Below are 17,390 nucleotides of genomic sequence, written 5' to 3'. Positions count from 1 at the left end.
CAGAATAAAGCTGTACTATTTATGACAAAAAAGTTCGGCATTTGACTTCGTCACTATACGTTGTGCTATGAAAGAATCACGTAAAGCAAGACCTTTAAAACCGACTTTGGAAAATCTATTCATGGATAGCTAACGAATTTACCTGTGAATGAAAAGTAAAACAGTAAATCGTAGCCAAATCACAGCGTTATTTTCATTGAATAAGGCATGGAGAACTGTTCTCCATGCCTTATTGTTTCATCTGTATTTCAAAATACGAAGGAATATACATAAACCGTCCACCTTTTGGAAAATATCACTAAGACAATAGAATAGCTTTCTATTTTTCCTTATACTTTTAATCTAATACAATATAATAAAGAAATGCTATTAATGGCAGTATAAATTTTTGCATAAGAAATAAGCCATAATATGCAGTCATTTGAATGTGATATTGCATATTATGGCTTATCCTTATAGCTTAGGAGAGCTGCATTTTATTTTAATTGTTCGATAATATGATCTGCTGTTCGAATGGCTAAAGCAACTGTAGTAAGTACGGGGTTGGCAGCACCAATTGAGGGTAAGACGCTATTGTCAGCAATATAGAGATCAGGTATAGAGTGAATCTGACCATAGAGATCCGTCGCTGAAGTAGACGGTTGGTCACCCATCCTGCAAGTTCCAGCTTCATGGTTCTCATCTCCTGGTGGTCTTAAAAGAAAAAGGGATTCCCCCTCTATTGGAGTCAATACTGCACCCATAGTAGAAGAAGCAAGTTCTATAGCACTACACATACGTTTAATGACTTTTTTATCACTTTCAGTGTATGAGAAATCCACTTGTATGTGCGGTACTCCGTTTTCATCTATCCGTTTTGAATCGAGTGTTATTTTATTTTCATAACGTGATCCGACTTTTCCATATCCAACGAAATTTACCTTATTTTTTCCTGTGTAAAGCTGAAGCTGATAGGGATTGCCTTTTATTTGTGGGATCAAAATACTTTCTCGACCTGTAATTCCACTACTAAATTTTCCTTGTGCCCTTACAGAAGAATGATGGGTCAAATAGTGACCGATTGCATCACCTTGGATTCCTGAGTGTAATAAAAGACGTGGAGTTTCAAGAGTGCCCGTAGATAAAACAACGGTTTTTGCTTTAATAAAATATTCTCTTTTTTGTGCTGATATCACCTTTACTCCAAACATTTTTTTCTTTTCGACAAATATTTGAACCGCACGAGCCTTTAAAGCCAAATCGAATGGTCGATAGCTTAGTGCAACTGTGAGGAAATGAATCGAACTAAACAATTTAGGGGTTTCCTTATTCTTTGAGGTAACATTTTCTAATGCACGTGGAATATTGGTAGCTTCAGGAAAGTCATTTTCCCTAAGGCGACTAAGAATCGTTGGCTTTATCGGTAAATTCTTAGTGTGCGGGTGAGTTACATGCATGATCTGTTCGGCAATACTATAGTATGAATTCAGATCCTTTAAAGCAATAGGCCACTTCTTTAATTCCGATACATGGAAACGAGGAGTCACCCCTCCCCAGAATAATGTTTTGCCCCCTAGGGCAAAAACTTGAGTTGCACCTGAAAAATTCGGCAGATCTCTCCCAGTTTGATGCGCCATCTCTTTATATTTTTCCATAGAAAATTTAGTTAAGTTCCAGAAATTTGTTGGAAACAATAGGTCGCCTGCTTCAATGACACCTATTCGCACCCCATTTATTTTACATTGTTCACATAGTCTCCAAAGAACAGCTCCTCCTCCAGCACCAGTTCCTACAATGAGCACATCATAATCGTTTTTTTCCATTTCACCTAAAGGAATACCTTTTATTGCTTGGGGTAATTTCTCCATGTCCTTGTAACCACCTTTGAGTAAGCTAAAACCTGTATATTAATATTAATTTCACTCTATTCAAATTCCTGAGATGTTCAACATAATGAAGTATTGTATCTTATTCACAAAAAATAATAGGTGGAATACGCTATATCCCCTAATTATAAATAATATTAATATGTGTCACTGTGAATACCCGAAAAAGTTGAGTATTTAAGTATTTTGCTTAATCGTTTCTTCTACGGAAGTAAGAAGGTTACTGTATTGGGAGTTCCCTTTCAAAAATTGTGATACCACATTTAAAGGTATCATCAGAAGAAAGGACACTCTGTGTTTTGCTAGTACTAAACTCTCCATCAAGATTGGGGAAATAATTACGTACAGAATTAGACTCGTACCAAGTTGTGGATTTAATGTCTTTCATTCAACTAATGCTACTGGTTAGCTTAATTGAGTTTCTTTTTAAACCCTATATGAGTTTGAGAACTATACCCTGCCGACTCATAGAACTTTACAGCATCACCCCTATCCCGTTCTGTTACAAAAATTACTTGGGAGCAACCTCTTTGGGTGGCAATTTTCTCAAGCTCTGATACTAATGCTTTTCCTACTCCTTTGTTCCTATAATTTTTATCAACTATCATGTTTTCAAGGACTAAAAAAGGCTTGCAATCTCCATACAATTCTTCACATATTACTCCCATAACAGAACCGAGGAGTTTGTTATTTTCAATGGCACTAATAAATATGTGGGAATTGTTTTTGTGGAGTTTATTAAACTGCTTCCTCATAGTTTCAATACTAGATGGTTCATCCCAAAACTGTTTATATAATTTCTCAAGTTGAGATATATCTTCTGCAATCATTTCCCTTATAATCATCTTTTCCTCCTATTATCTGATGCTTTCTACTTCCACTATCCTGCACACGTTACTTCAACAAGGAAAGGCGATAACCCTTAATCAGCTATCGCACTCCGTTAGTTCCAAAAACATAATTTTTATTTCTTCTTTAACAATGGTAATAACACATCATTGACCCACTTTACAAACTTATCATGTGCCTCATCATAATCCTTTGCCTTGAAAATTAAGACACCAAAATCTTCATCAATTTCGTAATTAAAACCACCAAATAACTTGTATAATTCATCGTTACTATATTCATTGAAAAACACATCCCAACTACCTTCTTCATTCCAAAAACCAGTCGCACTTGTATAGAAATCCGATTCATCACAATAAAAATCTAAATGCCAGTGTCCATAATTTTCTTCTATCATGTTGTTATCCTCCAATAAAAACCTATGTCTTCTTGTGCCAACCCACGTCGTTAAGAAAAGCGACTGTTCTTATTGAACAAATGCCCCCGTTAGTGTAAGTATATTTTTTCACAAGCTACTTCCATATTTCATCTAATTTATCCGAATAGAATTCAATTGCCTTTTTATAAATGGAAATTTCAGGGTCTTTCGTTGTATCTATTAAGCATTTTAATAATAGCTCCATAGCTTTACTATGTTCATTTAGATTATATAAGGTCATTGAATAGAACGTTTGCATTGCTCTATTATCAGGAAATAGTTCAATCCCTTTTAGAAACGTACTTTTTGACTTATCATATTCTCCTAATGTTCTATATGTACTACCTAATCCCAATAAGGCTCCTTCCAAATCCGTTGGAGGCAACCCAAACTTAATAGCATTTTCATAAAAAGGTACTGCTTTAGCTTCTTCTCCTAATATGTCAAAACTCCAGGCACATTGGTAGTTAATTGAAGCATCCTCAGGAAACTCCTCTGCTAATTTCATTAGTAATTCGTTTGATTCTTTGTGATTTCCCCTTTTCCGTAAATCAATTGCTTTGTCTAATTCTTTGTTCATTAATTTCATCTCCAATACTATATCTATTTCTTCACCTAATCTGCCCGTTAGTTAAGTAATTACGGCTATTTTTATTGGACATCAACTATAATGCTACCAAACAATTCATCTTCAATGTAAGCATCCAGTTTCCAAATTCCTTTTGATGGTAAATTCAAATATCCTACTGATTCAGCGTAATGATGTGGTGGCTTTATTATTTCTTCATTCGGGACACCAATCGAACTTTCAAAAGCTGTAACTGTTTTTCCGTTTTCTTTACTCGTTCCTATCACTTTCACTTGTTTTTTAAATAGTTGTTCCGTTTTTTCTGGTGTTCCTCCCCAAAAATGAAATAGCTGCTTATTATTTGTCCCTGCAATAACTGGACCATCAACAATAGCTAGTTTACCGTCAATCCCTTTAAGACCATAAGGTACATCTTTTCCATCTGGACCTGGCTTAGAAATCGTAAAGGCAGGACTTACTTGCCAAGTTTCTTCTTTTGCGTTGGTATCTGTCTTTTCTGTTGAACAACCTGTTAAAGCAAATGCCAATATTAAAAGAGAAATAAAAACAAAGTGAGTTATTTTTTTCATCATTACCTCCTAAATATTTAATTCTAATAATTAGACGAATTTCCGCCCATATAGTTTCGGATTAATACAATAATTTCCTTCTATAACTGCCTCGTTAGTAAAAAATCGTCACAAGTTATCCCTTTCTATAATTCGGTCAATAATTCCTTTTATTAGACTTAGTTTTGGAGGGATTTATATGTTACTTTCACAAGCATGGAAAACCTATGAATCTGAATAAAAGAATTGAAGGATTCTCAAGTCAAACTTTGAAGGCTTACAGGCTTCAATCAAAACTCCTTATCCGTCATTTTGACGATGTTGCACTAGATACTTTGACAACTAATCAATTAAAGGATTATTTGGCAAAATCCAGTGAACATTTAAAACCTTCAAGCCTAGCCCATAGGGTTAGATTTATGCGTTCTTTATTTCGTTGGTGTCATGAAGAAGGGCATATAGCCAAAAATCCAGCAGCAAAAATAAAAGAACCAAAGGTAGGTAAACGCATCCCAAAATTTCTGACTGAAAGAGAGATTGAACATCTAAAGGAAGCATGTAAGACCCCAATGGAAAAAGCGCTGTTTGAGTTTATGTTTTCAACAGGTTGTCGGATTGGCGAAATCGTTTCTCTTAATAAAAACTGTATAAATTGGTCAAACCGTTCCACTATCGTCAGAGAAAAAGGAGAGAAAGAACGAGAGGTTTACTTTAATATTCGTTGCGACATTTGGTTAAAAAGATACATACATCTTCTTACAGATAAAGATTCAGCCATCTTTGTTACGGAACGCTCCCCACATCGCATAAGCATTGCTCAAATGAGATACATCATTAAACGGATATCAAACCGCGCTGGAATTGATAAAACGATACACCCTCACCAGCTTAGACACAGTTACGCAACTCACTTGCTAAATAACGGAGCACCACTCGATGTCATTCAGAGTTTACTTGGGCATGAAAAAAGTGAAACGACAAGAATATATGAACAATTAAGCGGTAGGTTGCGCCAAGAACTTTACAGAAAATACTTTTGACAAGGAAACAGAGCAACGCAGTTTAAGCATTGCTCTGTTGTATTTTTCGCTTCTTTACTTCAATAAGCAAAAGGGCATTCCCTGCTTATTAAAGGATTGCTCATTCGTTAGCTTAATAATGGTTCAATTTGCAAAAACTATTTATTTAAGTTATTCGTTTCTATGAATTCATTGGAATCGAGAAGTAATTTCGGCTCTATTGTGCAGCTATTAGTGTAGAGCTTCCGTCAATTACCCCAAGCATATTTGATATTGTATCAATCATTGTTTGTTCAATAATTTTGAATAAAATCTCTTTATGTTCTTTATCTAAGGAATTATAAAATTCAAAAGTTTCTCTCCAATAATCATCCGTTATCTTATTAACAGTCGTTGTTTCAAATAATTTTTTGGATAGTTCCATATTCTCTTTTACTATTGATTTGTATAATGATTTAACGAACTCTTCATTCACATAAATCCCTCATTTTCAATATAGTGTTGGTCCATTTTTAAAACTCCTTATTCCATTCTGTTGCTACCGTTAGCGCAATAAGAACGTTTATAAAACGTGTAAATTTTCGATTGTAAAAGATAAAACACGTTCTTCTTGGTCTATTATTGCTTCGCAAGATAATGTTAAATCACTTAGTTGATTATCGAACCAGAGTTCAAATTCCATCGCATATCCTGACCCATCGTTATATTCGATATAGTTGATTTTTTCATAAGCTTCATCAGGCGGATACGTTAGTGTCCCCCAATGATTTAGTTCTTCCTTAATATCATCGATTGTTATTTCTTCTATTAGTTTTGTTTTAATTTTAATGAAATCACCTTTTACAAAATCCAAGACAGTCTCTCTTATCAAAAACTCTAATTTATCTTTAATATTCATAATTTCACCGCATTTTCATTAACATTTTATATATTTTACATCTCCATTATGGAATTTCTTCTTCAACTCTTCTGCTTCGTTAGTAAAATAAGCAACAGGAGCTGCAGTATCATCTGCAACTCCTATTCAATATTCGCACCCTTTAGCAATAATAAAAGCGTTACGTTTTAAAAAAAACAAATACAACTAACAGTAAGCTATAATAAATTTCTAATTGGAGTATAATAGTGTGATGAAATTTTAAATTAACGGAGGGTAATGAAAATGAAGATTTTGTTTGATGAAACATTCACTTCAAATGACGGAAAGCGAACAAGTAGGAATATTTGGTATGGATATGCTGATATATCTGTTGATGGTGAGTATGGAAAAAACATTAAGCTTAATGAAGATTTTATGGATAATTTATGCGCAATAATAAAAAATGACTTATCTAAGAATGCAGCAAATGCGCCTACTGAAACTAACTGGTATTTCTATGGAAGTACTGTAACTCAGGACGCTATTGGAGACAATATCCGTCCGACAATTATGGTTCGTGAGAGATCTGACGAGTTTATAACTAATTTTAATATTAGTGACCACGATTTTGCTGTAAATATTGATGCTATTCTGGTGTTTAAGGCGGATTTTGAAAAACGTTTAGCAAGTCAATGATGACTAATATCAGAATAAGCATTGTCAACTATTTTAGGGGATGACTTCATAATGAATTTTTCTCCTTTTTTTCATGTGTTGGGAGTCTTTTTGTGTGGAGGAAAAGGACATTTCAAAAATACAGATTGTGAATAATTACACTTAAATTATACTGCTTCGTTCGTATAATCATCAATTATTTGTTGTTTTACAGAAACTGATGGTCCAGCAATGTTAAGAATGAAGGCTATATCCTGTGGATTTTGAGCAGCAACTAAATCTATTCCCCCCCTTGACTATGACCTAAAAGTCCTACTTGATTTATAACAATACCTTCTCTACTTTGTAAATATCGAACGGCTGTGGAAAAAGGTTCCTGCCCCCCGATGAAGTAATTCACTACCGTGCACAGGGTCAAGCACATTTCCCATGTAATTAACCACTTGAAGGAGTGAGTCTTTTTTGTTTACGTTGTTCTTGAAGAATACCTGTTAGAAGTTTTTGAATCACTTTTGATTCAGTTGTTTCATGTATAGGGTGTGCAAGGTTTATTTCCTCAACCGGATCCCGCGTTATATTGTATAACTCGAATTGATCAGGGACTGGCTGAGATTTAGTGGTCGTGACACAAATAGCAACCTGAAGATCTTCAGAAATATCTGTAGCTTTCTTCTGGGTAGTTTCAACATCTTCAACGCTTGGATCACTCCAAAATTGTGGATGATCGAAATACCGAGTGAACTTCCAAATTTCCTTTAAGTTATTTTCTCCTGTTGGTAGTTTGACGATGACAGTTTCCAAATGATTAGGCTGTCTAACTGCTTCATATCGTTGGCCAGTTAGAGTGTATTGATTTAAACCTTTGGAAAATTCATCATCTGTCATAAAGTAAAGAGCCTCATCACCTCGAGTAAAATCTGAATTTCCATTAATTAACGAAGTTAGGTCACGACCTACTAAGGGATGGACCTCTGTATGATCTTTTTTCATTTTTTCTTGGATTTCTTGAACATCAATGTCCGCTAGTCCCAATAAAGTAGGAACAATGTCCACATGACTTGTTAGCATATCCGTTTCTTTACAGTCAGCAAAGTATTTAGGACTGTGAATAACGAGTGGAACATGAAGTGCTTCCTCATAGGCATTATGCCATTTTTGAAACAATCCTCCATGGGCCCCAACTAAACTGCCATGGTCTGCAGTAAATACCACAATTGTATTTTCATAGAAAATAGACTGCTTTAGAGCGGTAAATACTTTATACATTTCATCATCAACCTGCTTATGAAGTGAATAGTATAGCTGTCTATAGAAAGGTGTATCTAATGTAGGTTGTAATGCCTGTTGATAAACGTCTCGGTAATTACGTTGGGCAGTGGGCTTAGTAAGAAGGTCCTCGTTTGCTGTCGGGGCTGGTGGGATAAAAGGAACTGAAGGATCTATTGAAAAATTATATGTTGGTAGTAATTGCGTGAATAACCCAAATAGGGTAATATCATGCGGGTTTACAAATGATGAAACAATTAACCAAGGCTTGTGATTCTCCGCAACTTCATCTTCTAGGGATTTAATTAATCGAACAACCTCTTCCGAATAAACGACATCACGGCCACTTAACCCAATCGCAGCGGATGAAGCTGAATTTCGAGGGTTTGATCCGTGTGGTTCAGGTCCAATCCACCCATCAAAGCCATAGGAATCTAGCCGATTTGCATGTAAATAAAGCTGTTGCTTTTTGGGATCCGGGACCCCAGTTGTTGGGTTATAACTTAACATTGCATTATGACTTGCTGGAACGATTACGTCCTCATCAGAAGCATGCCATTTCCCTTACCAAAACGTTCGATAACCTGCAGAACGAAAATAGTCACCTAGAGTAGGGACTGTATTGTGATCAAGCCAGTATACATCTAGATCAAAAGCTCCTTTCGCTGCACCTGTTGTTTGAGTGACCCCATGTAGGGAAGGATACTGGCCAGTGTAAAGTGTTGTTCTACTAGGTGAACAAGCTGTACTTCCAATATAATGATTTAAGAATGTCATACCGTTTTCTCGTAGAAGCTCCTGTGTTTTCAAATGATTTTTACGCCATTCCTTTAGAGCTTCGTTTTCATAGGCGGTTGGAAACCGTTCCTCATCGACAAGGATAATAAGAAAATTTGGACTTTTATTATTTTCCTGAGAATGATCCCGCGGATATTTAGGTTTCATGTTACACCCTCCTATAGTACTAAAGTTATACTTCTGCTGTATCGTATGTAAGAGAGTTGCAATATGACTGTATATCCTAAAAAAGAATTCTATATCCATAGCTTCACTCGTTCAACTAAGGTTTGATAAGCAATCTACAATTTTACGATTAACGCATTTAATAGCTTTTTCTACCAACTTCCCCCTTCCTATTTATATCCTAACAATGGCGATAGTTTTAAATGTAATTTTTTAAAATATTCTCTATTCCCCACCCATTTCCCAACAAAACGGTATTTATAGTGTGAAGGAGGTGATAAGAGATGAGCGCAAAAGATTATTCCAAATCTCGCTTTACTTGTTGCGTAGTATAGGTCTACTACGTATTAAAAGTTACTACACAATCTAGCTCATTTGCTTATTAGAAATAAAATATAATTATTGGGTCCATTCAAGGAAAAATGAAGGCCCAGTAATATTTAGGAAACTACTTAAGAGGCCTTATAAAACAAGGAATTTTTAATACTTGTTGTAAAAATTAGAGAGCATAATTTTACAAGAGAAGTTGTGTTAACTTCGACAACCACCAAAAAACATTGATTTAATATTGATGACTGCATACTTTACTTCGTTTCATCCTATCACTCTCCTAATTCAGAAAAATTCTTTCCCTACAGCGACAATATACATACGCTAGTTGTTTTCTGCTACAGTGCTAAAAATTGAATTATTTAACTGTCGCTAAGACTCCCTTGAGGCAACAAGAAATGTGAAGTAAATGCTTAAATGAACACAGTCTAAGAACGTAACGTCCTGTGACAACGTCTGATGACCCACCTTGTGTGGTCCCCCACTACATTCAGTGGGGGATGAAAGAATCCCCCTCACTCATTGAATTTTCACTTTATTTAACGTGTAAAAAAAAGCTGAATACTTTTGAAGTAAAGAAAACAGTTTAGTAAAAAAAGAGATGTTAATTTTACAACATCTCCTTTACTTATAATTCCTTTTGAGTTTTAGGCTCTAATTCAAATTTTGGATATTTCAGAATGGGAAGCTTTAGTGAAGAACGGGGATTGTTGCCGTACTCATTTTCTATTTCAACAAACGAGTTAATCCAATATGAAGGTAGTATAAGAATATTATTTAGTAGGCGATACCTACACGTGATTTTATATAATCACTTGTTTTTATCTGACTAAATGCAAATTCTGCTGTGTCTGGTACGGATATTTCTACTCCATCCTCAGGCAAAAAATTTCGTTCTATACGATATTTGCCTATCCTTTCTCCATCTGGCAAGTAGGTAGGACAGACAATCGTCCATTCGAGGGTTGATTGTTTGAGCATATCGTAAACTTTATGATGTTCTTTCGCTGCACGGGTTGACTTACGCTTTGATTCACTTGATTGATAACGTAGATAATTTGGCGTGGTTCTACTTTGCAGGATACCTGCAGTTCCTATAGTTATTATTCGTTTTATACCTTCATTTTCCATTGCTTCGATAATAAGTGGCATACTTTCTGATAGAGTGGTGGTGCCATCAGTATTTAGCGCACTAATAACTATATCAATCCCATGCATTGCTCGTACGATATCATCTTTATTTAAAACATTCCCTTGAATAATGGTTAAATTTTCATTATTTATTTCAATCTTCTCTGGAGTACGAACTAATACAGTAACATGATGTCTGTCATGAAGGGCATAAGTAACTATTTGACTTCCAACTCGTCCTGTTGCACCTAAAATTAAAATATTCATAAGAATGAGCCTCCTTTTTCAAATACTAATATTTTACTATAAAAGTTATTTTATTGTCTTTTTAATTAATGGGAGCGCATGTTTACCAAGACCAGTCGCTTCTTCACTATCTGGGCAGGATAGTCAAAGCAAATGCCTTCCGTAAAACTGATGAAGGACAAACCAAAGCAGCAAAATTAAGGAAAGTCCTTCATAAAGAAGGACAAACCAGACCAAAAATGCAAGGGAAAAGTTCTTCATATGTGAATGAAAAGTAAAACAGTAAATCGTAGCCAAATCAAAGATTTATTTACATTGAAAAAAGCAAGGAGAACGGTTCTCCATGCCTTTTGCTTTTAGAACACGCTATATAAATCGAAACGTTCTAGCTAAAGATTCAAGATGTTTTGATGATGTTTTGATGATGTTTTGATGATGTTTTTATTTACTATCCCCTGAAGACATCAGGAAGACTTTCTGTTGGTGTATCATTAATAATAAGTGCAGCATCTTTTTGTTTTTTTTTCTCATTACCGTTTCTCCAACTACTTAAAACCATATCCATAAAAACGGGGTCTAGTATAGAAAATAGTTCAAGGAAATAAAAAAGGCCACCGTTTTCATTGTAAAATAGAAGGACCTACCACAGTACTTCCAGTTACAACACCTTTACTAAAGGAGATGAAAACGATGACTTATACATTATTGAACCATATTCAAGGGAAAAACGGAAGTCAGTGGGCAAAGTTTATAAGAGAAACTGGGACTGAAAACCTATTAATGGTGGCAATTGATGCGGCTAAGTATACACATAAAGCAATGATTTGTACGTTCTATGGGGATATATTAGTTAAACCGTTTGAGTTTGATGCGTCTCTAACAGGGTTAGACATAGTTAAAAAGCATATTCGGGAGGAAAGAGAAAAGTATGGTATGAAAGAGGTTGTGGTAGGAATTGAAACCACTGGGCATTATTACGAAGATCTTGTTCGTCGATGTCATAAAGAAGGATACCGTGTCCGAATCATAAATGCAGCGACAACGGACCAAGAAAGGCAAGCTCTCTTAAATTGGTCTAAAACAGATAATATTGATCTCATGGCTATTATACAGTCATTGATCCACGGGAGAGGAACATCTAGTGAGCTACGTTCAGGCAGTATAGGTTCTTTACAAAAATTAACTCGCGCACGCCGTGAATTAGTTGATGACCGGACTTCTACACAGAACTTAATTCGGATGCATATAGACCATGTATTTCGTGAATTCCAAGGAAAAAGTATTTGGGATAATGGAAAGCGAAAACATGTCCAACCCTTCTCTAAATTGTTTGGTAAAGCCCCGCGCTATATGATGAGACATTACCCACACCCTAACGATATTCTAGAACTGGGTAAAGAAGGGTTACGTGAGTTATCTATTCGTGAAAATTTGAAACTGCGTGATAGTACGATTGAATGTTTACTAGATTTTGCACAAAGCTCTATTTCTCAGCCTAAGGAGAATGTAGAGGTTGATATCTATCTTCTTGCTCAAAAATTAGACCGGTTAGAATTATTAGATAATCAAATTAAACGGTTAGAGAAGAAAATTGAAGACCTGTTTATCGAGACCCCTGGCGCTATTATTTTAGCTGTACCTGGAATAGGAGTTGTTACGGGTGCTGAATTCTATGCAGAAATGGGGGATATCACCGATTTTGACCATGCAGGACAACTAATAAAGCTAGCTGGTACAAATCCGATAGTCAAACAATCTGGAGGCCATAAACCTAGTTATTACGGCATTTCTAAACAAGGAAGGCGCCCGTTCAGAAACATTGTGTACCAGGTAGGAAAATCTTTAGCTGTCAATAACCCTGAGATGAGACAGAGATATTTGGCCCTGAAAGAGCGTGGGAAACACACTCGCCAAGCTTACGTTGCTTTAGGAAACCGTATGATACGTCTAGCCTTTTCAATGATTCGACATCAGTCATTATACCGTACTGATCAAGAAAACTATGTGTTAGTAGAAGTCATAAGAAATAAACTGCGAAGTCCCAATGTAGAAAAATTCTTTGAAAACTTTGTCTCACCAGGACTTACTCAATCTGCTTAAAAAAAGTATTAATACTCAACTTGAATGTATTAACGTTGGATATGTTAAATTCTCGTAGGTATAACTGAGGTCCTTTATAGCGATTTTTGTAAGACATTATCTTTGTCAAAATAAAACTCCCCTAGGACGTTAGATCACATTGTTATTGGTGTCTGAGGCAAAAGACCTCGTGGGTCAGCAGTATGGATCTTGTCCTACAAGTACGAATAATACGTGAAAAAATCTAAGTTTATATTTGCTAGGTGGTATCCTCTGTAGGATGAAAAAGCAAGATCCTTTCACGTTCTAGAGGAGTTTTATTATAAAGTTCTGTAGGTAGATGAATTCTATTACCATATAATAGGAAAATAGAGTTTTACTTAAGGTCGGTCCTTTTTAGAGAAAATAACCACTTGACTTATTTACCATTATACGCTGACCCAGTAGCCTTGCATGACTTTAAAAAAATTACAGAAAAGTAATATTATAGTATTTACAGGCAAAGAAAAAACTCCTATTGTAGAAGTTATAGACCTTGTTTTGTTCCCTTAAACAAACAAGTCTTCTACAAAGGAGTTTTAACAATGAGTAATAAAAGTATAGGCCGAGAAATGCTCATTTGTCAATGCTTATCCCTTCTTCCGTTAGAGGATTTTGAATGTCCTTTACTAGATTACGGGAAGTATAAGCTTTCTACAAAATCGCTATTAAAAATTTTTGTAGCTGCACAGTTAGATCAATGGAGTTCATATGCTCACATGGAAGAAAAACTAGCTGCATATCCGAAGCTACAAAAAGAGATTGGTGTTTCTGAAATCAGTGGCTCTCAGCTTAGCCGACGGATCAATGACCTTCCAACAGAATTAGTTCAGAAACTTTTTATTAAAGTGGTTCAGAAGCTCAACCAGCTAACCCAATCGAATCAAGGATTACCAGACGGAATTGGACTTTTAAGTATCGTTGATTCTACGGAAATTAGATTGCCAGAACAATTATGTGACTGGGCATTTATTTCAAAAGGTCATAATTCCGTCAAAATGCATACAAGATTAAAAGTTGTTTCACCAGACATCGCATTTCCAGATAAAATCGTTCCCTCAACAGGAACCGTAAGTGATTTTGAAAGCTCAGATATCTTAATAGAGGAATTAGATACCACTCACGTAATGGACCGGGGCTATCCTTCAAAGCACAATTTAATGGATTGGCAAGAGAAAGGAATATCATTCGTAGTTCGGATCACTAAGGCTCTTCGTTTATATACATTAGAAGATTATAAACCATCTCACCCATCGGTCATTCAGGATGCCAAAGTATTATACGGTATATCTAAAATACCAGTAAGGTATATTGAGTTTGTGGATGAAAAAGAAAGAACCTATCGAATCCTAACCACCAGATTTGATCTTACCGCCCAACAAGTAATGGACATTTATCGATATCGTTGGGTCATTGAATTATTTTTCAAATGGATTAAGCAGCATCTTAAATTAACAAAGATTTGGAGTACGAAGCCGCAGGGTATCTGGAATCAGATGTTTTTAGCTCTTATAGCATATGGACTTTCACTCATTGTGAAGCTAGAGGCTGATTCTAAAAAGACGCCATGGGAATTCTTTCGGATACTACAAACCTACCTTTATAAAACGGTCAGTTCGTTTAAAAAGGCATTACGATTAAAAAAGAAGCGAAAATCGAGAGGGAGACAGAAAGTCCCTATTCCAATTGAGAAGAAAACACCGTCGTTTGGAAACGTTGCTTTAGTGAAAGATAAACCCAAGAAAAGTAAAAGAAAAAATGAGAGAAAACTAGGTAATTATTAAAAAGGAAAAAAAAAGGGAACAAGGTCAATGTAATACCCTGTTCTCTGTTTTTCATTTTATCCATAAAACAAAATGTAAAAATAATACATATATTCAAAATAACTACATCGATGCAAGGCTACTGACGCTGACCCCCGTTGCGTTAACGCGTTATCACAATGGAGGTCAAGACCTAAAATATTCTATTTCTTAATATAATCCAGGTGCTTTACGGTGTTTTGTTGCTTCTTGGTAGGAATAGGCCAGTTTAATTAAAGTAGGCTCATCAAATTCTTGCCCTAGCATCTCCATTCCGATTGGTAAACCATTGTCGCTGAAACCTGCTGGAACCGATATTGCAGGAAATCCTGAATACGGACTTAAGCGATTGGCATTTCCAGCACCTTGACCTCCTCCAACTACTGCTGGTAAAGCATTAGAAGTCGGATAAACAATTGCATCAAGCTCATACTCATCAAAGACGGATATTAAGCTTTCTCTTGTCAGTTTCGGACGAGTTGTGATAATTTCTTGATAAGTTGGATCGTCTTCTAATGACTCTCGATTATTTCTAGTGATCAATGCACTTCTTAAGCTTGGATCGTATAGACCACTGTCAATAATATCGCTTAACGATTTCATAGGAGCATCTGGACCGAGTGACTCTAAATAATCATTCAACTGAAACTTAAATTCATAACCACTTAAGCTCGGGTAAGCTAAAATTTGATTTAAGTTTGGAATGGCTACCTCAAACACTTCAGCTCCTTGTGCTTCCATGTCAGCAATCGCTTGTTCCATGACTTTATTTATTTGAGCATTGTTACCAAATAAAGCGGGTACAACACCAATTTTAGCATTTTTTAAGCCATTCTTTTTTAAATAATGTGTATAGGTCCTTGGTATATTACCGATACTTGCTTCAGTCACTGGATCATTAGGGTCGTACCCTGCAATCACATCAAGTACAACTGCTGCGTCTTCCACCGTACGTGCCATCGGTCCCCCAACATCCTGTGTTAGTGCTAGTGGAATAATTCCATCACGGCTTGCTAGTCCCATCGTCGGGCGAATACCCACTAGACTATTAAACGAAGAAGGAATTCGGATTGAACCACCCGTATCTGTCCCTAATCCAACAGTAACTAAATTAGCAGCAACAGCTGCTGCTGTCCCACCGCTCGAACCACCAGGAAACCTAGTTAAATCATATGGATTATAACTTTGTCCACCTAGAGAACTAATCGTTTGGAAACCAAATGCAAATTCATGAAGATTTGCCTTACCAAGGATGATAGCACCTTCTTCTCTTAATCTCTTTGTTTGATAAGCATCTTTTAAAGGAATGGAATCTTTTAATGCTAATGCACCTGCTGTTGTTGGCATGTCATACGTATCATAGTTATCTTTCAAAATAACAGGGATACCATGCAGCGCACCATTAGCTTTCCCACCTCTTCGTTGTTTATCAAGCTCACGTGCTTCAGCAATAGCATTTTCGTTAATCCAAATAAAAGAGTTAAGTTGATCATCATATGTAGCAATACGTTCCAAGTAAAACTCTACCAATTGTTCAGAAGTTAACCTTCCCCTTTGCATTTCACGCTGCAATTCGGATATCGAGGCTTCTTTAATTTCAACTGAAAGAATACTTTGGGCTACAGGACTAGCATTAGCTAAACCTTTATTTGCCGCTGCATTGGCAGTTGCCTCTAAAGGAACCCCTAATAGAATGAGTGTCAATACTAAACTACTAACGATATTAATAGACTTCTTAAACCAATCTCGCATATGGAACCTCCTCTTTTTTCTATGTTCCCTATTATATTAATCACGATAGACCATAGGTGTCTGGAATGTTGTAAGATTTTTACACATAGAAATCTATTAGAAATTTGAGGAGGTGCCATAAAAAATGGGGTCAGACCCCGATGCGTTAACGCGTTAACATAATGGTGGTCTGACCCCAATATTTCTATTAAGTAGTCCTTTAGCAGTTTTCCTCTAAATAGTTAGAAATCCGTTTAATGTTGTATAAATTTTACCCGTAATCAACTAAAGTGGTTGGAACGATAGGCCAGCTTTGAACCCATACTTTAGAAACTTCTTCATCGACTTTTTGTATATGAAATTCTAATTTATCTCCCCATGTTTTCATGTTCACTCCTGTCTTTGCATGAATGATCCCTTTTTCTAAATCTTCATGAGCGATTTTCGTACCGTTAAGACAAGAGTTAGAGTTTTTGCACAGCTCAAAGGAGTTTTTATAAGGCAGATAAAGTTCGATTCTTTTTCTTGTCTTATACTACTTTCAGCTTTACCTCCTACTCGTTTGACTTAAAGGTAGTTCATAGCCCCTAAAATGATCGTCATAAAAATACCAAAAGATAAACTGGAAGTGATACTGGTTGAAAAATCACGTTGGGTGATAAACATCGTCAATCCAAAAATGATGGATGTGGCGAAAAAGATCGTTAACATTTTTCTCATAAAAAGATCACCTCATTAAAATTCTGTTCCGTTATTAGTAAACTCAATTCATTTTGTATGATCTTAATACGCTTTAAAATAAAAAAGTTTCACAAATTGAATTCACCTTGGCTCGTATTGAAAAAGCGTCCCTGCCACATCGCAGAAACGCTCCCGTTCATTAAAAAGTGTTATTGGTATTCAATAGTCAGCATCAATTTTAGCAATTTTATAATATTCTAATTGGTCCCGACTTTCCCCAATATGATGCCCTATAATTGA

Annotated in this window: 13 protein-coding genes and 2 pseudogenes; 4 read left to right on the top strand and 11 right to left on the bottom strand. The window is 35.8% G+C overall.

The genetic code is table 11. The annotated features are described in order from the left end of the window. Positions 1-476: 476 nt before the first annotated feature. The 5 genes from BK574_RS03665 to BK574_RS03645 form a co-directional block, all read right to left on the bottom strand. A complete protein-coding gene (locus BK574_RS03665; RefSeq protein WP_078427555.1) occupies positions 477-1,847 on the bottom strand; it encodes a GMC oxidoreductase in 1,371 nt (456 codons plus the stop codon). A gap of 428 nt (positions 1,848-2,275) precedes the next feature. Beyond that, positions 2,276-2,710: a GNAT family N-acetyltransferase gene (locus BK574_RS03660; protein ID WP_078427554.1), complete on the bottom strand. Its 435-nt coding sequence runs from the start codon at positions 2,708-2,710 to the stop codon at positions 2,276-2,278. Between the two features lie 119 nt (positions 2,711-2,829). Next, positions 2,830-3,111, bottom strand: coding sequence for a hypothetical protein (locus BK574_RS03655; protein WP_078427553.1), 282 nt, complete (start codon positions 3,109-3,111; stop codon positions 2,830-2,832). A 115-nt stretch (positions 3,112-3,226) separates the two neighbouring features. Next, a complete protein-coding gene (locus tag BK574_RS03650; protein ID WP_078427552.1) occupies positions 3,227-3,712 on the bottom strand; it encodes a tetratricopeptide repeat protein in 486 nt (161 codons plus the stop codon). A gap of 71 nt (positions 3,713-3,783) precedes the next feature. Beyond that, complete coding sequence (locus BK574_RS03645; RefSeq protein ID WP_078427551.1) at positions 3,784-4,290, bottom strand: hypothetical protein; 507 nt, start codon at positions 4,288-4,290, stop codon at positions 3,784-3,786. Between the two features lie 178 nt (positions 4,291-4,468). Between BK574_RS03645 and BK574_RS03640 the strand changes: the two are divergent. Next, positions 4,469-5,309 (top strand): annotated as a pseudogene (locus BK574_RS03640) (tyrosine-type recombinase/integrase). A gap of 196 nt (positions 5,310-5,505) precedes the next feature. Here BK574_RS03640 and BK574_RS03635 read toward each other — a convergent pair. Both BK574_RS03635 and BK574_RS03630 read right to left on the bottom strand, forming a co-directional pair. Further along, entirely contained in the window at positions 5,506-5,763 is a 258-nt protein-coding gene (locus BK574_RS03635; RefSeq protein ID WP_238457939.1) for a hypothetical protein, read from the bottom strand. 87 nt (positions 5,764-5,850) lie between these two features. Then, positions 5,851-6,141 (bottom strand): DUF7668 domain-containing protein, encoded by a 291-nt coding sequence (locus BK574_RS03630; RefSeq protein WP_078427550.1) that lies wholly within the window; start codon positions 6,139-6,141, stop codon positions 5,851-5,853. Positions 6,142-6,450: 309 nt separating this feature from the next. Here BK574_RS03630 and BK574_RS03625 point away from each other — a divergent pair, with 309 nt between their 5' ends. Beyond that, positions 6,451-6,843: a hypothetical protein gene (locus BK574_RS03625; protein ID WP_078427549.1), complete on the top strand. Its 393-nt coding sequence runs from the start codon at positions 6,451-6,453 to the stop codon at positions 6,841-6,843. 414 nt (positions 6,844-7,257) lie between these two features. Here BK574_RS03625 and BK574_RS03620 read toward each other — a convergent pair. Together BK574_RS03620 and BK574_RS03615 are read right to left on the bottom strand one after the other, a co-directional pair. Beyond that, positions 7,258-9,033: pseudogene (locus BK574_RS03620) on the bottom strand (sulfatase family protein). 1,125 nt (positions 9,034-10,158) lie between these two features. Continuing rightward, a complete protein-coding gene (locus BK574_RS03615; RefSeq protein WP_078427548.1) occupies positions 10,159-10,779 on the bottom strand; it encodes an NAD(P)-dependent oxidoreductase in 621 nt (206 codons plus the stop codon). 669 nt (positions 10,780-11,448) lie between these two features. Here BK574_RS03615 and BK574_RS03610 point away from each other — a divergent pair. After that, complete coding sequence (locus BK574_RS03610; protein WP_078427547.1) at positions 11,449-12,858, top strand: IS110 family RNA-guided transposase; 1,410 nt, start codon at positions 11,449-11,451, stop codon at positions 12,856-12,858. A 563-nt stretch (positions 12,859-13,421) separates the two neighbouring features. Next, positions 13,422-14,660 carry an IS4 family transposase gene (locus tag BK574_RS03605; protein WP_078427546.1) on the top strand — a complete coding sequence of 413 codons (1,239 nt, stop codon included), beginning with the start codon at positions 13,422-13,424 and terminating at the stop codon, positions 14,658-14,660. Positions 14,661-14,849: 189 nt separating this feature from the next. On the opposite strand, the gene BK574_RS03600 is transcribed toward BK574_RS03605, so the two are convergent. Together BK574_RS03600 and BK574_RS27310 are read right to left on the bottom strand one after the other, a co-directional pair. Continuing rightward, complete coding sequence (locus tag BK574_RS03600) at positions 14,850-16,430, bottom strand: amidase family protein (protein WP_078427545.1); 1,581 nt, start codon at positions 16,428-16,430, stop codon at positions 14,850-14,852. A gap of 546 nt (positions 16,431-16,976) precedes the next feature. Then, complete coding sequence (locus BK574_RS27310) at positions 16,977-17,129, bottom strand: hypothetical protein (protein WP_158211518.1); 153 nt, start codon at positions 17,127-17,129, stop codon at positions 16,977-16,979. Between the last annotated feature and the right edge of the window lie 261 nt (positions 17,130-17,390).

The organism is Alkalihalobacterium alkalinitrilicum (assembly GCF_002019605.1).
Taxonomy (GTDB): domain Bacteria; phylum Bacillota; class Bacilli; order Bacillales; family Bacillaceae_F; genus Alkalihalobacterium; species Alkalihalobacterium alkalinitrilicum.
Note: the sequence above shows the minus strand (reverse complement) of the source record. Positions and strands in the feature narration are given on the sequence as shown.

Coding starts and splice junctions, on each gene's coding strand:
- BK574_RS03665 (WP_078427555.1), bottom strand. CDS start 1,847: ATGGAGAAATTACCCCAAGCAATAAAAGGTATTCCTTTAGGTGAAATG.
- BK574_RS03660 (WP_078427554.1), bottom strand. CDS start 2,710: ATGATTATAAGGGAAATGATTGCAGAAGATATATCTCAACTTGAGAAA.
- BK574_RS03655 (WP_078427553.1), bottom strand. CDS start 3,111: ATGATAGAAGAAAATTATGGACACTGGCATTTAGATTTTTATTGTGAT.
- BK574_RS03650 (WP_078427552.1), bottom strand. CDS start 3,712: ATGAACAAAGAATTAGACAAAGCAATTGATTTACGGAAAAGGGGAAAT.
- BK574_RS03645 (WP_078427551.1), bottom strand. CDS start 4,290: ATGAAAAAAATAACTCACTTTGTTTTTATTTCTCTTTTAATATTGGCA.
- BK574_RS03625 (WP_078427549.1), top strand. CDS start 6,451: ATGAAGATTTTGTTTGATGAAACATTCACTTCAAATGACGGAAAGCGA.
- BK574_RS03615 (WP_078427548.1), bottom strand. CDS start 10,779: ATGAATATTTTAATTTTAGGTGCAACAGGACGAGTTGGAAGTCAAATA.
- BK574_RS03610 (WP_078427547.1), top strand. CDS start 11,449: ATGACTTATACATTATTGAACCATATTCAAGGGAAAAACGGAAGTCAG.
- BK574_RS03605 (WP_078427546.1), top strand. CDS start 13,422: ATGAGTAATAAAAGTATAGGCCGAGAAATGCTCATTTGTCAATGCTTA.
- BK574_RS03600 (WP_078427545.1), bottom strand. CDS start 16,430: ATGCGAGATTGGTTTAAGAAGTCTATTAATATCGTTAGTAGTTTAGTA.
- BK574_RS27310 (WP_158211518.1), bottom strand. CDS start 17,129: ATGAGAAAAATGTTAACGATCTTTTTCGCCACATCCATCATTTTTGGA.